Here is an 18513-nt window from a genome sequence, read left to right as displayed (position 1 = left end):
CCTCGTTATTGAGTGCGATTTCCTTTTAAATAAACATTTTCCATGGTGTCCCACTGGTAGTCTTGTAAAAGGCGCTCAACTTTACCTGCCATACGTGACAAATTGATGTAATGCCTTATTTTCGACTTTAACGATGCTCCTGCCACTTTAGGCTGCTGTGCATCTATTTCCCAAGGGTGAAAATAAAAACTATAAGGTTGTTGTTCTATCGATAAATACTTTTCAATGCGTTTTTTCGACATCCAATATGGATAGAGCCTAAAATAACCACCGCCACCAATACCTGTATTGGTACCATTATGTCGAATAGTCGGAATAGGAATTTCAGTTATACCTTCCGGTCGCTGATAGATAAACCTTGGCCAATCAGGTACCCCATACAAATCATGTTCTATTGGATAAGTGCTTGAACTATATTCAAAGCCAAGTTCTACTAATATATCGTAAACCCAGGTGTTTTGGTCTTTCACAGAAAAGCTTGGCGCACGATAGCCTTTAATGGCAGTACCTGAGATATCTTCTAAGGCTTTTTTTGAACGATCAACGTCTTGAAAGAATTCTTCTTTTGTCATTTCTAATGCACGTTTATGCGCATATCCGTGACTTGCTAGTTCGTGGCCTTGTGCAACAATTTCTTTAATAAGGTTGGGGCACTGTTCTGCCACCCAACCTAAGGTAAAAAAGGTAGATTTCGCATCGTACTTGGCAAATAATTCAAGCAATTTAAAGGTGTTTTCTTCAACCCGCATTTCATATTGCGACCAGTTATCTTTTGTAATGATGTTTTCAAAAGCAGAGACATGAAAATAGTCTTCTACATCAACCGTCATGGCATTTACTTTGTTATATTGAATCAAAATTAACGGCCTTTTCCAAACAACACTATTTCAACAGTGCGGATCAAAATTAATAAATCTAACATGAAGCTACGGTGCTTGATGTAGTAAAGATCGTATTTCAGCTTTTCTAACGAATCTTCTTCGGTAGAGCCATAAGGGTACTTTAATTGTGCCCAACCCGTTAACCCTGGCTTTACGTTATGACGCTCGTTATAGTAAGGAATGGTTTTAATCAGCTGCTGTACAAACTCTGGACGCTCAGGACGAGGACCAACAAAACCCATATCACCACGCATTACATTATATATTTGTGGTAATTCATCAATACGATATTTGCGTATAAACTTACCTATTCGTGTGGTTCTATCGTCATTTTCTGATGCCATTTGGGCACCATTTTTTTCAGCATCTATACGCATGCTTCTAAATTTGTAAATTTTGAATGCTTGCCCATCTAAACCGACTCGCTCTTGAAAATAAAATACAGGTGCTTTGAACCCTTCATCAAGTTTGATTAACAATGTTGTGATCAACATAACGGGCCAAGTGATCAAAAAGAGAACAAATGCGATACTGGCATTAAACACCCAATCTAACGTATTCCGTAAATGGTTGCTGCTAGCAAAGCCATTGGAATATATCACCCAACTTGGATAAATTAAATTTACCGCTATTTGCCCAGTTTCACGTTCAATAAAATCTAAAATTTCTGTGACTTCAATACCGCGAATTTTACAGGCAAAAAGTTCATCAACGGGCAGGTTATCGCGGCGCTCATCACTAGCAACCACTATTTCATCAATTTCATGCTCTATAGCATAGGTGACTAACGCACCATCGAGTTCGATACGATTTTCATTCACGATACCGTTTACATCAGCATCACCATTCATGACCAAAAAGCCATGCATAGAAAAACCTTGCCTGTCTACATCACGGCGCATACGCTTTTCAATAATAGAGGCTCTTTCACCTGCACCAAGTACTAACACTTTGCGCTTATTTAGACCAAAAAAGTCTATCTTTAAAGTGTAATAACGGAAAATACAGCTAAAAATAAAACTAATAATAGAAGCTATTGCTAATAGTTCAGTGGCTATACCGCCATTAGGATAAAAAGGGTTAAGCAAGGTAACAACAAAAAAGCCAATGGCGACTGACATTAATATGCGTCTAACTAAACCACGAAAGCTTTCCCGTAATTTGGTGTTATAAAGCCCTAATGCGAGAAAGGAAAGTTGGATAACTAATGCATACACAATGGCATAAATAAACATGACATTACTTTCTAACGTATAGTGACTAACGATAGAAAAATACTGGTTTAGCGTATAAGCACTGAGAAAAGCACCAGCAAAAAGTATTAGTTCAATAATAACTAATGATTTACTTCCCGTTGATAAATTACGAAAATTACTATTAGACATAAAGTAAAAACAATCCCTGAAAAAAGCGCTTTAAATAGCTAAAAATATCTGTGTTTTTTGTTATTCACAATGTAATTTCTTTTGCATTAAAATCAACAAATACAATAGAAGACGAGAATATACCAAAATTCATTATTTTATGACAGATGTTAAAATTAAATTTACAGTCTGTAAAAAGTGTAAAAAATCTGTTAGCTTATCAATTAACTTAAGTAACGACTAACCCTAACTCAAGGTTGAAGCCATGGAAAACAAAACCTTCGTGAAAATAAAAGCAATATTAGTATTAAGTGCGATGTATATTTTAAATGGATGTAGCTCTACTTCGCTCCCTCCTGCAACATTACATCAATCTGAAACAAGAGATGTAGCCTCTTATAAATATCTTATAGGTTCAGGTGATGTTCTAAACATTTTTGTTTGGCGTAACCCTGAAGTTTCAGGATCATTTGTAGTAAGACCAGACGGTATGATCACGACATCGTTAGTGGAAGACATTCCAGTATCGGGTAAAACGCCAACTGAACTGGCCCGTTCTATCGAAGAAATTCTTTCAACTTATTTGAGAGATCCCGTTGTTACTGTCACTGTAAACAATTTTGTTGGACCATTTAGCGAACAAATTCGTGTCATTGGTGAAGCAACGCAGCCGCAATCGGTTAACTATAAAAAGAATATGACCTTACTTGATGTCATGATTCAAGTGGGCGGTTTAACTGAGTTTGCAGACGGAAACGATGCAAAACTAGTACGCATTGAAAGCGGTCAACAAAAACAGTATCGAATTCAAATTGAAGACTTAATTAAGAATGGTGAAATATCAGCGAATGTTGATGTATTGCCCGGCGATATTATTGTCATCCCTGAAACCTGGTTTTAACTGAACCGTTTTTGATAATTAGTTACCTGTTGTACAGAGGTCAGGAATGCAAGAAATTATAGAACAAGCCTTAGATTACTTAAAAGGAATTTGGCTAAAGCGTCGTTATATTATTGTAGCGACTTGGATGATATGCCCTGTCGCATGGGTAGTTATCTCTCAAATGGATGATGTTTACGAATCTGAGGCAAAAGTCTATGCAGATACACAATCTATTTTAGGACCACTTTTACGTGGATTAACCGTACAAACTGATCCAGATAAGCAAATATCTTACATGGTAAGAACCTTGCTTTCTCGAGAAAACCTCGAGCGTATCACACGTATGACTGATTTAGATGTGCAAGTACAAACTTCTGATGAATATGAAGCACTTATAAACACATTAAAAAATGGTATAGAAATCAGAAAAGCCGGACGTGAAAACTATTTTACTATCTCGTATCAAGATAAAGACCCAGAGATGGCAAAAAGTGTTGTGCAATCAGCGTTAACGGTTTTTATTGAAAATACCCTAGGTGAGAATCGAAGCGAATCTGATACCGCACAAAAGTTCTTAGATACCCAAATAAAAGAATATGAAAATCGATTGTTAGCCGATGAAGCTAAACTGACAGAGTTCAAACAAAAATATAGTGAAGTGTTACCCAACCAATTTGGCGGGTATTACAGTAAATTGAATAACGCTAAGGAAAGCCTTAAATCGATTGAGCTCATTCTTTCTGAAACTCAATCTCAGCTTAAAAACGCAGTAGCTCAGCTAGGTAGTAATAAGGCTGACTCTACTGATCGTTCTAACGCAGTTGTTGATTCGAATACCGTAAACACAAGCTATGATGACCGTATAGTTGAACTTGAGTCTATGTTAGATTCATTGTTACTCAAATATACTGAGCAACATCCAGACGTTAAAGAAGTGCAAAATCGTCTAGCTCATTTAAACAAGCAACGCAAAAAAGAAATAGATGAATATTTAACGGCACGTAGTGACTCTTCTTCGCTGTCATTATCGCAAAACCCCGTTATTCAAAATCTGCAAATACAGATTAATCAGTTAGAAAATCAAATTGCTTCAATTAAAGTGCGCCGTGATAATTACGCACAAGAAGTAAAAGATTTAGAAAATAAAATACATATTCTTCCTGAGATTGAAGCTCAACTAACGGGTTTAAATCGTGGCTATGAAATCACTAAAACTAAGTACGAAGAGTTATTAAAACGGAAAGAAACGGCACAGTTAGCTAAACAAGCTGATGAAACCACCAGTAAAATAAACTTTCGTGTGATTGACCAGCCAAGAGCTCCAAAAGATCCTAGTGGGCCACCTCGCATTCTGTTTTTAATTGGTAGTACAATTTTAGCCTTTGGTGTTGGTTTAGGACTATCTTTATTAGTCAGTCAAATAAACCCTGTAGTCACTTCACGTAATCAAGTAACCCGTGAAACAGGCATTCCTGTTTTCGGTATTGTTTCTGCAACAGAAAACTTAGGCTTACAAAAATGGAATAAGAAGAAAACATTAATTTTTATTGCTTCTAACTCAGTATTGGTTTGTTTATTAATACTTTTCATCTTATATGCGATGTTTCCTGAGCAAATTCAGGCTCCGTTAAAAGGAATGCTATAACATGAGTACCATAGAAAAAGCACTTGCGAAGAAAAAAGACAAAGCACTTGATAATAACACTCAAGATATTGCCAATGAGCAGGTTGAAGCTGAAAAAAAACCAGTTGATAAAGCAGCACCGAAGAACTTATCAACGACCAACATATTAAATATAGATAAAAGCGGTCTTACGACCAAAGGTTATTTAATTGATACTGGCGCACGTAAAAGTATTAAAGATGAGTTTCGTCAGATAAAACGTAAGCTATTAAACAATGCTTTTGGTGTAGCTTCTAAAATGCTGAATCACCCTAATCTGGTTATGATTAGTAGTGCTAAACCGAATGAAGGTAAAACTTTTGTCGCCATTAATTTAGCGTTAAGCATAGCATTAGAACAAGATAAAACTGTATTACTTGTAGATGCAGACGTACTACGCCCAAGTATCAATAGAGAGTTAGGTGTAGAACAAACAGAAGGACTAATAGAGTTTTTATTAGACCCTGATAAAGACGTTAGTGAAGTAATTTTTAATACTAATATCGACAAGCTAAAAATCATTCCTGCAGGTAATCCACATCATTTATCAAATGAATTACTTGCCAGTGAAAAAATGGCAGCATTAGCGAATGAATTAGCAAATCGCTACCCTGATCGAGTCGTTATTTTTGATTGCCCACCACTTGTTGGTGTTACTGAAACCTTAGTACTTGCTAATCTCATGGGGCAAGCATTAATTGTTGTAGAAGAATCTAAAACTAGCATTGCTAACATTAAAGAAGCAACTGAATCGCTTAATGAAGATTTAGCGGTAGGTCTAGTACTCAATAAAGCAATAAGATCTCATAAGGATTTGTATGGCTATTATGGCTACGGATACGGTGAAAAAGAATAAGCTCGCCGTTGCGATAACCCTTTGCCTTGCTGCACTTCCTAGTGTTGCAGGTGATTGGCAGTTTACGCCAACATTATCGCTTGATGAAACATACTCAGACAATGTAGAGCTTAACCAAACAAATGAAATATCGAGTTTAGTTAGCCAAGCTGCGGTGTCTCTAAATTCAACGTATAAAACGCGATTATTGAATTTTGATTTTCAATCAACTAGTACAAATGTTTGGTATAGCCATGATCATGACTTAGATGACGACTTTCATTCACTTAGTTCAAATGTAAACCTAAGATTGGGAGCAAGTGGTTTTAGCGTTTTTGGTAGTGCAAGCATCAAAAATCAAGCACAAAATGGCGCGAGAAACTCCTTAGCAGACATTGTTTCTGGTGATGTTGTTCAAGTTGAGCGCTATAGTGCAGGTATTAATTACGACGTCAATAATAGCGACTTTTCATTAAGTAGCTCTCTTGCAGCTAATACGAGCGAAACAGAAGATCGCATAGGTGAAAGGGATGGTTTTTCTGGCAATATCATTACGTCGAATGGTTCTTCTGCACGTCATATTTTTTGGAATGCTAATGGCAGCTATCAAGAGCAAGAAAATAATGACCTTACTAGCCGTATTTACCAAACCGAGATAAAGATTGGTTATATTACCGGCTGGAAGTTCAACCCTTTTATTCGCTATTACGACGAAGATAATAAAGGAAGTTTAAACCAAGGTAGAACTAACGAATCAAATTCAATTGGTGCAGGTTTTCGTTGGGAAGCGACCCCAAGATTAAACATCGACCTTTCATATAATACCCCCATTGGTGATGACCTCGATATTGATGGTAACGAACAAGAAGAATATGTAGATGCTAACATTAATTGGCAGCCGAGCATTAGAACACAATTATCAGCCAATTATTCACAACGCTTTTATGGTGATAGTTACGGGCTTAATTTAACCCATAGCAACCGTCGATTAACCAACACAATAAGTTACCAAGAACAATTACAAAGTTTCACTCGTGATAACTATAATCTTATTAACTTAGGCTTTTTTTGGTGCCCAGAAGGCGATAACACCGAGATAGCTAATTGTTACTTACCAGGAAGTGGTGATATTTCTTTCGATGACTATCAACTCGTTAATGTATCTGATTACGAATTAATTGAAGATAACGTTTTTTCCTTAAATAAAGGTGGAAGTTGGCAGTCAACATTAGCATTGCCGCGAACCACTTTTAATTTTTCATTACGTGCAAATGAGAGAGAAAATTTAGAAACAAGCGACATTGACGAAATGTTGTCGACATCTTTTGAAGTATCTAGAAAAATTGGTGGACGTTCTACAGTAAAGTTTGTGGCTTCTTATACTGAGCGTAAATTCCAAGTAAATACTGATAACGAGCGTGAAGATAGATACAGAACAATCACCCTAGGGTATAATAAGTCACTCAATAAAACGTTAAATTTATCGGTGGACTTACGACATTTAAATCGTAGCTCTACATCCCAGTTTAATTATGAAGAAGGTCGAGTGACCTTAAAAATCACCAAGGATTTTTAACAACCATGTACGAAAGTCATTATGGGTTTACGGAAAAGCCCTTTCAGTTAAGCCCTGATCCGCGTTTTTTCTTTGCTTCAAATCATCATCAGCGCGCATTGTCATATTTACAATATGGCTTAGATCAAGGTGAGGGCTTTATTGTGATCACTGGTCCCATTGGCACTGGAAAAACGACTATTGCTCGAAACTTATTAAATCAGCTTGGTGATGAAAGTATTGTTGCTGCGCAGTTAGTGACGACAAAATTAGATCCTCACGAATTACTTGCCCTTGTGGTATCTGAATTTCAGATTAAAGCAAAAGGCGATACTAAAGCAGATTTAATACAAGCAATTGAAGAATTTCTTATTTCATTGAATAAACAAGGTAAACGCGCACTACTAATAGTTGATGAAGCACAAAATTTGCCCTCAGAAACTGTTGAAGAACTACGAATGTTATCTAATTTTCAATTAGATAATAAACCCCTAATTCAAAGTTTTTTATTGGGCCAAGAGGAATTAAAACCTATTATTCAAGCGCCTAATATGGAGCAATTTAGGCAACGCATCATCGCTTCTGCACATTTAAGACCATTATCCGTAGAAGAAGTTAAAGAATATATTAACCATCGTATTCACCAAGCAGGCTGTGAACGAGATGATGTTTTCTCTGATGATGCCTTTGAACTTATCCATGAAAAAACCCTTGGTGTTCCCCGTAAAATAAACATTTTTGTTGATCGGTTATTATTATTTGGCTTCCTAGAAGAACTTGAGATTATCAACTCTGCAGCTATTTTAGCGGTCGCAGAAGAAATGGACGTAGAGCTCACAGGTTCACTAAACAATAAAACCCTTACCAGCCAAGAGCCAAATAAACAGGTTGTAGTAAATTCAACAGAAAATGTTGAAAACATAAAAGAAGTGCTTAGAGATGTTGAAGAAATTTTAGAGTCTTCAATCAAGCAAAAAGTAAAAATGGCCCGTTATGTCGATAAACTGTTAAAGCATAAAAGCAAACAATATGCTGAAACAAATACCTCTGAAGAGAAGTAATTAATATAAAATAAGCAGTTGTAGATTTTTAACTATTTTAATACTGCTTTTTTTAATCCACATTAAGGCAAAACTACATTGAGAAGAGATATACAGTTTTTACGGGGCATTGCTGTTCTTTTCGTGGTCCTTTATCACAGCAATATTGGTATTTTAAGTCAAGGTTACCTTGGTGTTGATATATTTTTCGTACTTTCTGGCTTTTTAATCACGTCATTAATTTTAAAACAGTTAGAGAAAGAAGAATTTTCATTTTCAACATTCTATTTAAGGCGGGCAAAAAGACTATTACCTGCACTATATAGCACGCTACTTTTCACGTCTTTATTAGCGTTAGCCATATTAACACATCAACAGTGGCTCGATTTCCTTCAGCAGTTAGTTGGCGCTCTAACTTTCAGTGCAAATATGGTTTTACCGACCCAAACAGGATATTTTGAAAGTACCTCAGAAGGTAAACCTTTATTACATATTTGGTCATTATCTTTAGAGGAACAATATTACTTCCTACTACCCATAACTCTATTTCTAATACCCAAAAAATTGCGGTTATTCGGCTTGTTTGCACTCTTTATCGGTAGCCTTTATTGGTGTCTAACTTGGGTTTATAAAGGGGATGGAGCAACTCCTATACTATGGCGGTTAGCCGACACGTCTAAATCTGAATGGGCGTTTTATCTCCTTTTTACTAGAGCCTGGGAATTATTAGCAGGTTCTTTATGTGCATGGTTTGTACTCAATAAATCAACTATACGCCCGCACGCTATAGTGAAGTTTGCATGCTTGCTTATAATTTTTATCATTTGCACAATCAATATAAACAATGAACACCCAAGTCTAGAATCATTCATTATTGTCATAGCAACGTCATTGATTTTACTCGGTGATAAAGAATGGTTGCCAAACCTTAAGGTTTTTAAATCTATTGAAAAAATTGGGGATTGGTCATACTCAATCTATCTCGTTCATTGGCCGTTATTTGCATTTGCGTACCTAAGTTATGTTGGTCATGTTCCATTATCGACGAAAATATTACTTATTTTTATATCGTTAATCCTAGGTTATGCTCAGTTTTTATTCATAGAAACACCATTTCGATTAGGTCGCTTTAAAAATAATTTTACTACTTGGAAAATGACGTCAATAACAACGGCATTTTTGTTAACTATTCCTTTACTCGCTGGCGTAGTTAGCTCTACAACGATTGACGAATACGCACATATAAAGCGCAATAATTACGGTCTATCTCAATCATGCAATGGTTCTTTTGAACAAGATGGTACCTTAAAAGACACATGTATATCAGGTAAACCAACCATGGCTATTTGGGGTGACAGTTACGCTATGCATCTGGTGCCTGGACTTGCTGTAAATAATAAAAACTTTGTACAGCTAACAAAAAGCATGTGCGGTCCAATATCAGGAATAGCGCCAATTAAAGGTAACTATGATTCTATTTGGGCAAAAGAATGTCTTTATTTTAATGAGCAAGCGCTTAACAACATACTTAATAATAAGGATATTTCGCATGTTGTGCTTAGCTCAACTTTGATTACTTATTTAGATTTTGAGAACGGCCATTATCAAACCATTGATGGCGCTATTACAGCTGATTTAACACTTTTTCTTAAAAGCTTCAATACTACCCTTCGTACATTACAGGCTCATGGAAAAACAACTGTAATTATCTCCCCCCCCCCAAATCAGGGTTTGATATTGGTGAATGTTTAGAAAGAAAGTATGGTGGAGCTCTTTTATTACGAGATTCATGCGAAATCGACTTTAATGAATATTCATCCCATCAAAAACTAGTTAATGAAGTACTCCAGACTATTGAAAGTCAATCTACCGTTATTTGGCTAAAAGATTATTTATGTGAAGGTAAAACATGTCGCGTAGATAACAACGGAACATTTTTATATCGTGACGCTGGCCACCTATCGGTAGATGGTTCAATCCTCTTATTAAAGAATATAGACATTAGTACCTACCAATAAATGTTAAAGTTCCATCTAGACTCAGGGAATCTGTATATATTTACCTAGATACTTATAGCTTTAATAAATTCAAAAATTTAAATCATTGCAGCGGCTCATTTGAACCACTCTGATCCAACTCATGATTAAAGTTTGTTTTTAATAAAAATTTCTCATTTCCACCAAAAGTAATAACATTCAGCGCTCTAAAGACCTTTGCTTTATCTAATTAAGCCTTTTAATAGCTAAACACGTTTCTTTATAAACTCTACCCAACTTATCAATATATTACCGTCACGATTGTTTCAATTAACTGAAATATTACTGTCACAAACTCCTAATAAAATGTGCATCAAATAATTGGTCTAGACCAGAATAGGTTTAGTGAATACATATCATAAAAACTTTAGGGATTAACATGACAAAACTTACACCAATTGCAGCTAGTTTACTTGCCTGCTTTAGTTTAAGTGCTTTTGCCGATGGTTCTGTTTCTGGAACTGTCATGGATAAAACAGGTACTTTATCAGGTGCTAAAATTACATTAATTGGCGGGGATGGCAAAGCAGCAACTAACAATCAGGGGCAATTTACCTTAAACCGTTTACCCGCTGGTGAGCATAAAATTCGTGTTGACTACTTAGGTTACCCTTCTGCTGAATTCGGTATCCATGTGATTGATGATAAGTTAACTCAATTAGGTAACTTGACTTTAAATGTCGATAAAAACACACTCGAAGAAGTAGTTGCCGTTGGCTACATGCGCCGTGGCCAAATGAAAGCAATGAACATGCAAAAAGAGTCAGACAACATTAAAAACGTAATGTCTGCTGATGGTATTGGAAAATTACCTGACCGAAATGCAGCTGAAGCGGTACAGCGTATGCCCGGCGTATCGATTGAACGTGACCAAGGTGAAGGGCGTTTTGTTGCCGTTCGTGGCCTTCCTGCTCAATGGAACTCAACATCTATTAACGGTGATCGCTTGCCGACAGCAGAAGAGGAAACAACAAGTCGTGCAGTAGCATTTGATTTTTTCCCCACTGACATGATTGAACTGGTAGAAGTATCAAAAGCCATAACACCGGATATGGAAGGCGATGCTATAGGCGGCAATATTAATTTCACTACGCGTCGTGCTCCTGATGAACAGCTACTTTCAGTAAACATTGGGGTTGGTGATTCAGAAAAAGCCGAAGGTGGTAGCCACTCGTTCAATGTACTTTATGGTGATCGTTCAGATGACGGAAAATTTGGCTTTTTAGTCAATGCTACGGCCTGGGAACGAGATTGGGCGACAGACAATTACGAACCTAGACGTGAAATAGATGAAGATGGTGTGGCCGGTATTCACCGATTAGAGCTTAGAGATTATACCGGTACTCGTGCAACGTACGGTTTGAATTTAGCCGGCGAATACCTGTTAGATAGCGGCCTTGTTTATGCTAAAGCAATGTACGGCACTTTATCTGATGAAGAAACCCACTATAAACACCGTGTCCGTTACAACAAAAATCGTGTTGAACTTCAACATATTTACGATGAACTTATTACCGAAATGCGAGGATTTGAAGTAGGTGGTGAGCATGATTTTAATATCGACACACGTCTCGAATGGAAATTAAGCACCTACGAAAATAAATTTGAATACGGTGATATACCAAACGCCGAAGATAACGCTTACTACGTTGTTAAATTTAAACAAAACGTAGATTTTGATGGTGATGTAGGCGTCAGGAATGGTGTTGATACAGGCAGCGGATTAATTTATAACGAGATAGATGGCGGTACTGATCCTGCTTTAGACATTGGTATGCATTTACCTAGTGATTGGGTAATGGATCCAACACAAGCCGTGTTGGCAGATGTAGAGCTTTACGGCATTGACATCAAAGAACGAGATAAAATTGTTGCTCAATTTGATATTTATCATCAGGCCAGTGAACAACTCGAAATCAAAGCTGGGGCGAAATACCGAAGTAAAGAACGTAACGCGAACTTTTATGACAAGTTTTATGGTTGGAATGAAGCAGAATATGGTGCAACGCCAACACTAGCAGAAGTCGCCGATGAACTAGGGGTAAGCCTTACTAACCAGCCTGGTCGCTCTGATTATTTAAATAATTTTAACATTGATTATCAACAGCACTTTTCGCAGGTGATTCCTGTAAAAGACCTTAAACGTTGGTGGGTTGATAACAAGCACAAACTTACATTTTTATCAGGCGATTCTGAAATTGTTGAAAATGGTGGTGGTTTAAGCCGAAATTTTGATCTGGAAGAAACCCACACTTCTTTCTATGGTATGGCTACATATAAGCCTTCAAATCAATGGACAGTCTTAGGTGGGATAAGAGCAACGCAAACTAAAACCGATGTTAACGGTTATGTTGCGGTTCAAAATGATGACGGCACTTCAGTCGAGCAAGAAAAAGGGGGGAAAGATTATTGGTCGGTATTGCCATCTCTACACATTACTTATCATCAAAGTGACTTAAGCAATATTCGATTAGCATTAACACGTAGTTTTTCACGTCCTGATTTTGGCCAACTTTCGCCAGGAGCAACCTATCTGGAAATGGAAAATCAGCTCAAGTCTGGTAACCCTGACTTAGATCCAACCTATGCGAACAACTTAGATTTAATGTATGAATATTATTTTGATGATGCTGGTGTGATTACCTTGGGTTATTTCTATAAACAAATTATTGACCCTGTGTTTTCACAAAGTTATCAAGGAACATATCGTGGTCAATCAGTGACCGTTAAAAGTCCACTAAATGGTGATGATGCATGGTTACATGGTATTGAATTTGCCACAAATTCAAGCTTAGGTTTCATTGATGATTCACTTGATAATTTTGGCCTTTCATTCAACTTTACCCTGATGGATTCTGAAATGGAGATCCCCGGTCGTGAAGATAACGTTAAAATATCACGACAAGCAGATATGCTGTATAACCTTGCAGTTTATTACGATAATGGAGATTTTGCCGCACGTGTAGCAGTGAACCATAAAGGCGAATACATAGAAGACCATGGCAGTAATACCAGCTTAGACACATACTACGGTGATTACACCAGTGTTGATGCTACTGCCTCATACAACATTTCAGACAATGCCATGATTTATCTAGAACTCAATAACTTAACCGATGAACCGTTACAATATTTTACCGGTTCAGAGCAGCGACCAAATCAAATTGAGTACTACGGTATTCGTGGCCAAATCGGCATTAAGTACGACTTCTTTTAATGTGATTGTCACCTGTGGAGAGTACTCTCCACATTAATGTGCCACCTGAACACCTCAGGTGGTTCTATTCAATATTACAGGTAAGTGATCAATGTCTGCTGTACATAATTATCTTCAACGCTGCCATACTCTGTTATTCGTAATTTATGCTTCTTCAGCAGCATTCATGACTTACTTTTGCATGTATGCCTTTCGTAAGCCTTTTTCAGTTGCTACCTACCAAGAAAGCGGCGATATTTTTGGCGAATTAGATTTCAAAGTCGCGATCGTTCTAGCGCAAGTACTAGGGTATATGTTATCTAAATTCATTGGCATAAAAGTGATATCCGAACTGCCAGCCGCGCGACGTGCCTATATGTTATTGAGCTTAGTGATGCTAGCACAATGTGCGCTCATTTTATTTGCGGTGGTACCAGAACCTTGGAAGCCCTTAATGATGTTTGCAAATGGTATACCACTGGGCATGATTTGGGGGATTGTTTTTAGCTTTTTAGAAGGACGAAAAACCTCTGAAATACTCGGCGCCTTTCTCAGTGTTACCTTCATTGTTGCATCGGGTTTAGTTCGAACGGTTGGACAATGGTTATTAACGGATTTACAAGTAACTGAATACTGGATGCCAGCAGCTACAGGTGCGTTATTTATAATTCCTTTATTTATCTCAGTGTATTTTCTTGCACAAACACCGGCACCTTCGGCAAGTGATAAACTCGCTCGTCAAGCCAGGCAGCCAATGACAGGAAAACAGCGTTGGCAGTTTTTTACACAATACGCCCCTGGTATTTTACTACTAATTTTCAGCTTTTTATTATTCACTGGACTACGAGATTTTCGCGATAATTTTTCTGCTGAAATTTGGTATGCGCTTGGGTATGGAGAAGAGCCTGCCATATTTACTTACGCAGGTATACGAATTGCAGGAGTAGTCTTAGTGGTGTTAGCTACCATGGTATTAGTGAAAGACAATCGCAAGGCTTTTCTCACCAATCATGGCTTTATTTGCTTTGGTTGCTTGTTACTAGGCGCCACTACTTTTGCTTTTCAACAGCAGTGGATCGATGGAAAAAGTTGGATGGTATGGTTAGGCGCAGGCTTATATATTGCCTATATTCCCTATAATTGTTTTCTATTCGACCGCATGATTTCTGCAGTGGGTTCTACTGCCAATGCAGGGTTTCTGATTTATTTAGCAGACTCTGCCGGATACGTTGGCAGTGTTGGCATGTTGCTTTACCGCACCTTTGCAACGCCAGAAATAAGTTGGTTACAATTTTTTATTTTTTTGTGTTACTTCGTTGCCTGTGCAGGTGCATTGTTAGTTATCACTTCATTAATCTATTTTTCATTTCGTTTACGCAAACACAACGCCAAAAAAACAGTGGATGTTGTCATACAGAGCAATGCAAACCATTACTCAGTCAACTCAAATGCGTAAATACACATTTAAAAAGAGGAACAAAAAATGTCTAAGATAGAAGCCGTAGTATTAGATTGGGCTGGCACCGTAGTTGATTATGGTTCAGTTGCACCAACAACCATATTTGTTGAAGCCTTTAAACAAGCGTTTAATTTTGAGGTGTCACTTGACGAAGCTCGTGTGCCGATGGGCATGGGGAAATGGGATCATATTAAAGCCTTAGGCCAACTTTCCAGTGTAGATGCGCGATGGAAAAAGCAATTCGGTCAATCAATGACAGATACCGTTGTTGATGACATTTATCAAACATTTATGCCCCTACAAAAAGCAAAAGTAGCTGATCATGCACAACCTATCGCTGGCGCTTTACGCACAATTGAATGGTTAAAAGCGCACGATATCAAAGTGGGTTCTTGCTCTGGTTACCCACGTGAAGTAATGGAAATATTAGTACCCGTAGCAGCCGATTATGGCTATCAACCTGATGCATGGGTAGCAAGTGACGATCTACCCGCAGGCTCTCGACCTGGCCCATGGATGGCATTACAGAATGTTATTGAGCTAGGCGTAACAGATGTAGCAAACTGTATTAAGTTCGATGATTCTGCGCCAGGTATTACAGAAGGACTAACCGCAGGTATGTGGACTGTAGGACTTGCGTTAACAGGCAATGCCGTAGGTCTTACAGAATCAGAGTGGCAAACATTATCAATTTCAGAACAAGCTGCTTTAAAGCAAAAAGCTTATGATACGTTGTATCAAGCTGGCGCACATTATGTGGTCGATTCTTTAGCTGACGCCATTCCAGTTATTCAAAAAATTACTGCAGCAAGAGTTAGGCATTTACGCCCTTAACATAGCAAAATTAATAGGCGGAAAGCGTGAGCAATCAACACCAAGCATTTTGGTTTAATGATGCATTATCATCATGTAAAATACCTAATATACCTATTTTACAAGGAAAAATTACAGCTAATGTATGTATTATAGGTGGTGGCTATACGGGGTTGTGGACAGCTATAAAAATCAAACAGCAAAACCCTACTCTAAAGGTTGTTATTGTTGAAAAAGGGATATGCGGACAAGGTGCATCTGGCCGAAATGGTGGTTGTATGCTGACTTTTTCAACTAAATTTGCTTCATTAATACAATTATTTGGTATTAATGAAGCAAAGCGCTTGGTTCAAGCTTCAGAACAAGCAGTGTTTGATATTGCAGATTTTTGTAAACAGCACCATATTTATGCAGATATACGAACTGATGGTGCCATTTATACTGCAACAAATTCAGCACAACAATCAATAGTGACACAACCAATTCCTCTACTAAAAGCCCATAATATAAACCGATGGCAACAGAAAACAAAAGACTACTTATCCCAAGTAACAGGATCAAAACATGCCATTAGTGGCATTGAATCGCCTGCTGCAGGTAGCCTTCATCCGGGGAAACTTGTATTAGGGCTTGTTAAACATGCCTTATCGATGGGTATTACCATATATCAACAAAGCCCTTATCTATCGCATAAAGCAATAGATCAGAACATTCACGTGGAAACGGCTCAAGGGGAAATAAAATCTGAAAAATTAGTGTTTGCTGTTAATGCTTGGATGGGACAATTATTTAAAGACTTTAATCGTTACTACACCTTAGTATCTTCTGATATGGTGATCACCAAACCCATGCCTAAATTATTAGCAAACGTGGGACTAGACCATGGTAAAGCGATCGCAGATTCACGTATTTTTGTTCATTATTACCGAAGCACGCCAGATGGCCGTTTAATGTTAGGTAAAGGAGGGAACCTCTTTGCATTTAACAACCGAATGTTGCCGGCGTTTGATCAACCAAGCTGTTACCAACAACAATTAACGAATGCATTTAAACAGTTTTTCCCTAGCTTGCCTTGTGATTTCACCACAAGTTGGGCTGGCGCATCTGATCGATCAACCACAGGGTTACCTTTTTTTGGCAGACTGGCTGGTCAAGAAAATGTTTATTATGGTTTAGGGTATTCAGGTAATGGCGTTGTGCAAAGTTACCTTGGCGGCAATATTTTATCTTCTATGGTATTGGGCATCGATAATGAATGGACCCGCTCACCGATGGCTAAAGGTCCTATTTCTAAATTTCCACCAGAACCCATCCGTTACCTTGGAGCACAATTAGTCAAGCGCTCGATCATGCGTAAAGAGCAAGCAGAAGCGCAAGAACATCAGCCTAAGTGGTTTGATATTCAATTAGCTAAGTTCGCTGCAGCTGCAGGCAAAGCTGATAAATAGGGGCAAATGATGAACGAGCTTAAAATAATGTCGACTATTCGCGACATTGAACAATTATTCATTGAATATGGGCATTTACATTATGGGGAACAATGTAGTCAACTTATCCATGCGATAAGTTGTGCATGGCATGCACAGCAAGATAATGCCAGTATCACTTTAATCATCGCAGCACTACTGCATGACATTGGTCATTTTATCGCAGATAAGCAGCAATTTAAGGGTGTTGATGACTTCGGTCATAAAGAACATGCCAGCATCGGGGCAAACTGGCTTAAAGATCGCGGTTTTCCTGCTAGCGTTTATCAACCAATTCGTTATCATGTTCAAGCGAAACGCTATTTAGTGACGTTATTTGACCAAAACGAAAAAAACGCTCACTTGTCTTTAGCAAGTCAACACACATTGCAGCAACAAGGTGGTAAAATGTCGAACGATGAGCTGAAAGACTTTGAACGTCTAGCTTATTTTTCTGCGGCATTGACGTTAAGACAATATGACGATTTAGGTAAGCCAAACTTGCATGTTTCGCTAAAAGGCTTCACCACACTTAAGCCTTGGTTACCTTTGATCAGCCGAGTTCTTAAAGAAGAAATAGGCACAAGTTCAACATTGGAGTACAACAGGTAAATGTTACTTTACCAAGAAATCCGTGATTATTTATTTACATTAATTGCACAAGACAAAACCTTGAAGAAATTACCTTCAGAGCGTGAATTACAGGAGCACTTTAATTCAACGCGAATTACCGTTCGAGAGGCACTCATGCGGTTAGAAGTGGAAGGTATTATTTATCGTCAAAACAGAAAAGGTTGGTTTATTTGCCCGCCTAGATTAGAGTGGAACCCGGTTAATAAAGTAAATTTCTATCAATTAGCTAAAGAACAAAGCTTTGATGCAAATACTCGTTTAGTATCTATTGATTGCGCTGCGCTTGTCGGCGAAAAAAATCAAACCATAACATCGGCGTTTTCGTTAAATAATCATGCTGAATTTTATCAAATTTGTCGTGTTCGGTCTTTAGACCATCGACCTGTTATGGTGGAAGAAATTTATTGCCAAGCCGAACACTTCCATGGTTTGGCAGAAAAAGAGTTAACAGGTTCAATTACTGCTATTTTTAAAGATGATTACAATGTTAATGTAACTGCTGAACGAAGTAGTATTCATGTTACCGCACTACCGGAAAGCGTCGCTAAATTATTACATTTAAACAGTGGTGCATCATGTTTAAAAATAATTCGCCAACGCTTTTCACAGCACAAAACATTAGTAGACTATAACATTGAATATTGGGTACATGGTGCCATAGAAATTAAAGTTGATAGTTACTAAGAGTC

Annotated in this window: 13 protein-coding genes and 1 pseudogene; 12 read left to right on the top strand and 2 right to left on the bottom strand. The window is 37.7% G+C overall.

Features of this window, described 5'->3' with window-relative positions; all coding sequences use genetic code 11:
* Positions 1–5 precede the first annotated feature (5 nt).
* Both Q4489_RS00575 and Q4489_RS00570 read right to left on the bottom strand, forming a co-directional pair.
* Positions 6–857 (bottom strand): XrtA system polysaccharide deacetylase, encoded by an 852-nt coding sequence (locus Q4489_RS00575; protein WP_303475679.1) that lies wholly within the window; start codon positions 855–857, stop codon positions 6–8.
* 2 nt (positions 858–859) lie between these two features.
* Positions 860–2266, bottom strand: a complete 1407-nt coding sequence (locus Q4489_RS00570; RefSeq protein WP_303475677.1) for a TIGR03013 family XrtA/PEP-CTERM system glycosyltransferase — start codon at positions 2264–2266, stop codon at positions 860–862.
* 244 nt (positions 2267–2510) lie between these two features.
* On the opposite strand from Q4489_RS00570, the gene Q4489_RS00565 reads away from it, so the two are divergent.
* The 12 genes and pseudogenes from Q4489_RS00565 to Q4489_RS00510 all read left to right on the top strand — a co-directional run bounded on the left by Q4489_RS00565 (position 2511) and on the right by Q4489_RS00510 (position 18508).
* Positions 2511–3146, top strand: coding sequence for an XrtA/PEP-CTERM system exopolysaccharide export protein (locus tag Q4489_RS00565; RefSeq protein WP_303475674.1), 636 nt, complete (start codon positions 2511–2513; stop codon positions 3144–3146).
* Positions 3147–3192: 46 nt separating this feature from the next.
* Positions 3193–4773: an XrtA system polysaccharide chain length determinant gene (locus tag Q4489_RS00560; protein ID WP_303475672.1), complete on the top strand. Its 1581-nt coding sequence runs from the start codon at positions 3193–3195 to the stop codon at positions 4771–4773.
* 1 nt (position 4774) lies between these two features.
* Positions 4775–5647 carry an XrtA-associated tyrosine autokinase gene (locus tag Q4489_RS00555; RefSeq protein ID WP_303475670.1) on the top strand — a complete coding sequence of 291 codons (873 nt, stop codon included), beginning with the start codon at positions 4775–4777 and terminating at the stop codon, positions 5645–5647.
* The gene (locus Q4489_RS00550) at positions 5610–7202 is read left to right on the top strand and encodes a TIGR03016 family PEP-CTERM system-associated outer membrane protein (protein WP_303475668.1); all 1593 of its coding nucleotides are present in this window, start codon (positions 5610–5612) and stop codon (positions 7200–7202) included. Before Q4489_RS00555 ends, Q4489_RS00550 begins: the two co-directional genes overlap by 38 nt.
* A gap of 5 nt (positions 7203–7207) precedes the next feature.
* Positions 7208–8242 (top strand): XrtA/PEP-CTERM system-associated ATPase, encoded by a 1035-nt coding sequence (locus Q4489_RS00545; RefSeq protein WP_303475666.1) that lies wholly within the window; start codon positions 7208–7210, stop codon positions 8240–8242.
* A gap of 78 nt (positions 8243–8320) precedes the next feature.
* Positions 8321–10239, top strand: a pseudogene (locus Q4489_RS00540) (acyltransferase family protein).
* 397 nt (positions 10240–10636) lie between these two features.
* Complete coding sequence (locus tag Q4489_RS00535) at positions 10637–13474, top strand: TonB-dependent receptor (RefSeq protein ID WP_303475662.1); 2838 nt, start codon at positions 10637–10639, stop codon at positions 13472–13474.
* Positions 13475–13565: 91 nt separating this feature from the next.
* Positions 13566–14909, top strand: a complete 1344-nt coding sequence (locus tag Q4489_RS00530; protein ID WP_303475660.1) for a DUF5690 family protein — start codon at positions 13566–13568, stop codon at positions 14907–14909.
* Between the two features lie 27 nt (positions 14910–14936).
* Positions 14937–15746 (top strand): phosphonoacetaldehyde hydrolase, encoded by an 810-nt coding sequence (gene phnX / locus Q4489_RS00525; RefSeq protein WP_303475657.1) that lies wholly within the window; start codon positions 14937–14939, stop codon positions 15744–15746.
* A 26-nt stretch (positions 15747–15772) separates the two neighbouring features.
* Positions 15773–17173 carry an FAD-dependent oxidoreductase gene (locus tag Q4489_RS00520; protein ID WP_303475654.1) on the top strand — a complete coding sequence of 467 codons (1401 nt, stop codon included), beginning with the start codon at positions 15773–15775 and terminating at the stop codon, positions 17171–17173.
* 6 nt (positions 17174–17179) lie between these two features.
* The gene (locus tag Q4489_RS00515) at positions 17180–17803 is read left to right on the top strand and encodes an HD domain-containing protein (protein ID WP_303475652.1); all 624 of its coding nucleotides are present in this window, start codon (positions 17180–17182) and stop codon (positions 17801–17803) included.
* Positions 17804–18508, top strand: coding sequence for a UTRA domain-containing protein (locus Q4489_RS00510; protein WP_303475650.1), 705 nt, complete (start codon positions 17804–17806; stop codon positions 18506–18508).
* Positions 18509–18513: the final 5 nt, after the last annotated feature.

The sequence above is a fragment of the Thalassotalea sp. 1_MG-2023 genome (genome assembly GCF_030546745.1).
In the GTDB taxonomy this organism is placed as follows: Bacteria; Pseudomonadota; Gammaproteobacteria; order Enterobacterales; family Alteromonadaceae; genus Thalassotalea_C.
This window is presented reverse-complemented; position numbering and strand designations above follow the sequence as displayed.

Coding starts and splice junctions, on each gene's coding strand:
- Q4489_RS00555 (WP_303475670.1), top strand. CDS start 4,775: ATGAGTACCATAGAAAAAGCACTTGCGAAGAAAAAAGACAAAGCACTT.
- Q4489_RS00565 (WP_303475674.1), top strand. CDS start 2,511: ATGGAAAACAAAACCTTCGTGAAAATAAAAGCAATATTAGTATTAAGT.
- Q4489_RS00560 (WP_303475672.1), top strand. CDS start 3,193: ATGCAAGAAATTATAGAACAAGCCTTAGATTACTTAAAAGGAATTTGG.
- Q4489_RS00535 (WP_303475662.1), top strand. CDS start 10,637: ATGACAAAACTTACACCAATTGCAGCTAGTTTACTTGCCTGCTTTAGT.
- Q4489_RS00530 (WP_303475660.1), top strand. CDS start 13,566: ATGTCTGCTGTACATAATTATCTTCAACGCTGCCATACTCTGTTATTC.
- Q4489_RS00550 (WP_303475668.1), top strand. CDS start 5,610: ATGGCTATTATGGCTACGGATACGGTGAAAAAGAATAAGCTCGCCGTT.
- Q4489_RS00510 (WP_303475650.1), top strand. CDS start 17,804: ATGTTACTTTACCAAGAAATCCGTGATTATTTATTTACATTAATTGCA.
- Q4489_RS00545 (WP_303475666.1), top strand. CDS start 7,208: ATGTACGAAAGTCATTATGGGTTTACGGAAAAGCCCTTTCAGTTAAGC.
- phnX (WP_303475657.1), top strand. CDS start 14,937: ATGTCTAAGATAGAAGCCGTAGTATTAGATTGGGCTGGCACCGTAGTT.
- Q4489_RS00570 (WP_303475677.1), bottom strand. CDS start 2,266: ATGTCTAATAGTAATTTTCGTAATTTATCAACGGGAAGTAAATCATTA.
- Q4489_RS00515 (WP_303475652.1), top strand. CDS start 17,180: ATGATGAACGAGCTTAAAATAATGTCGACTATTCGCGACATTGAACAA.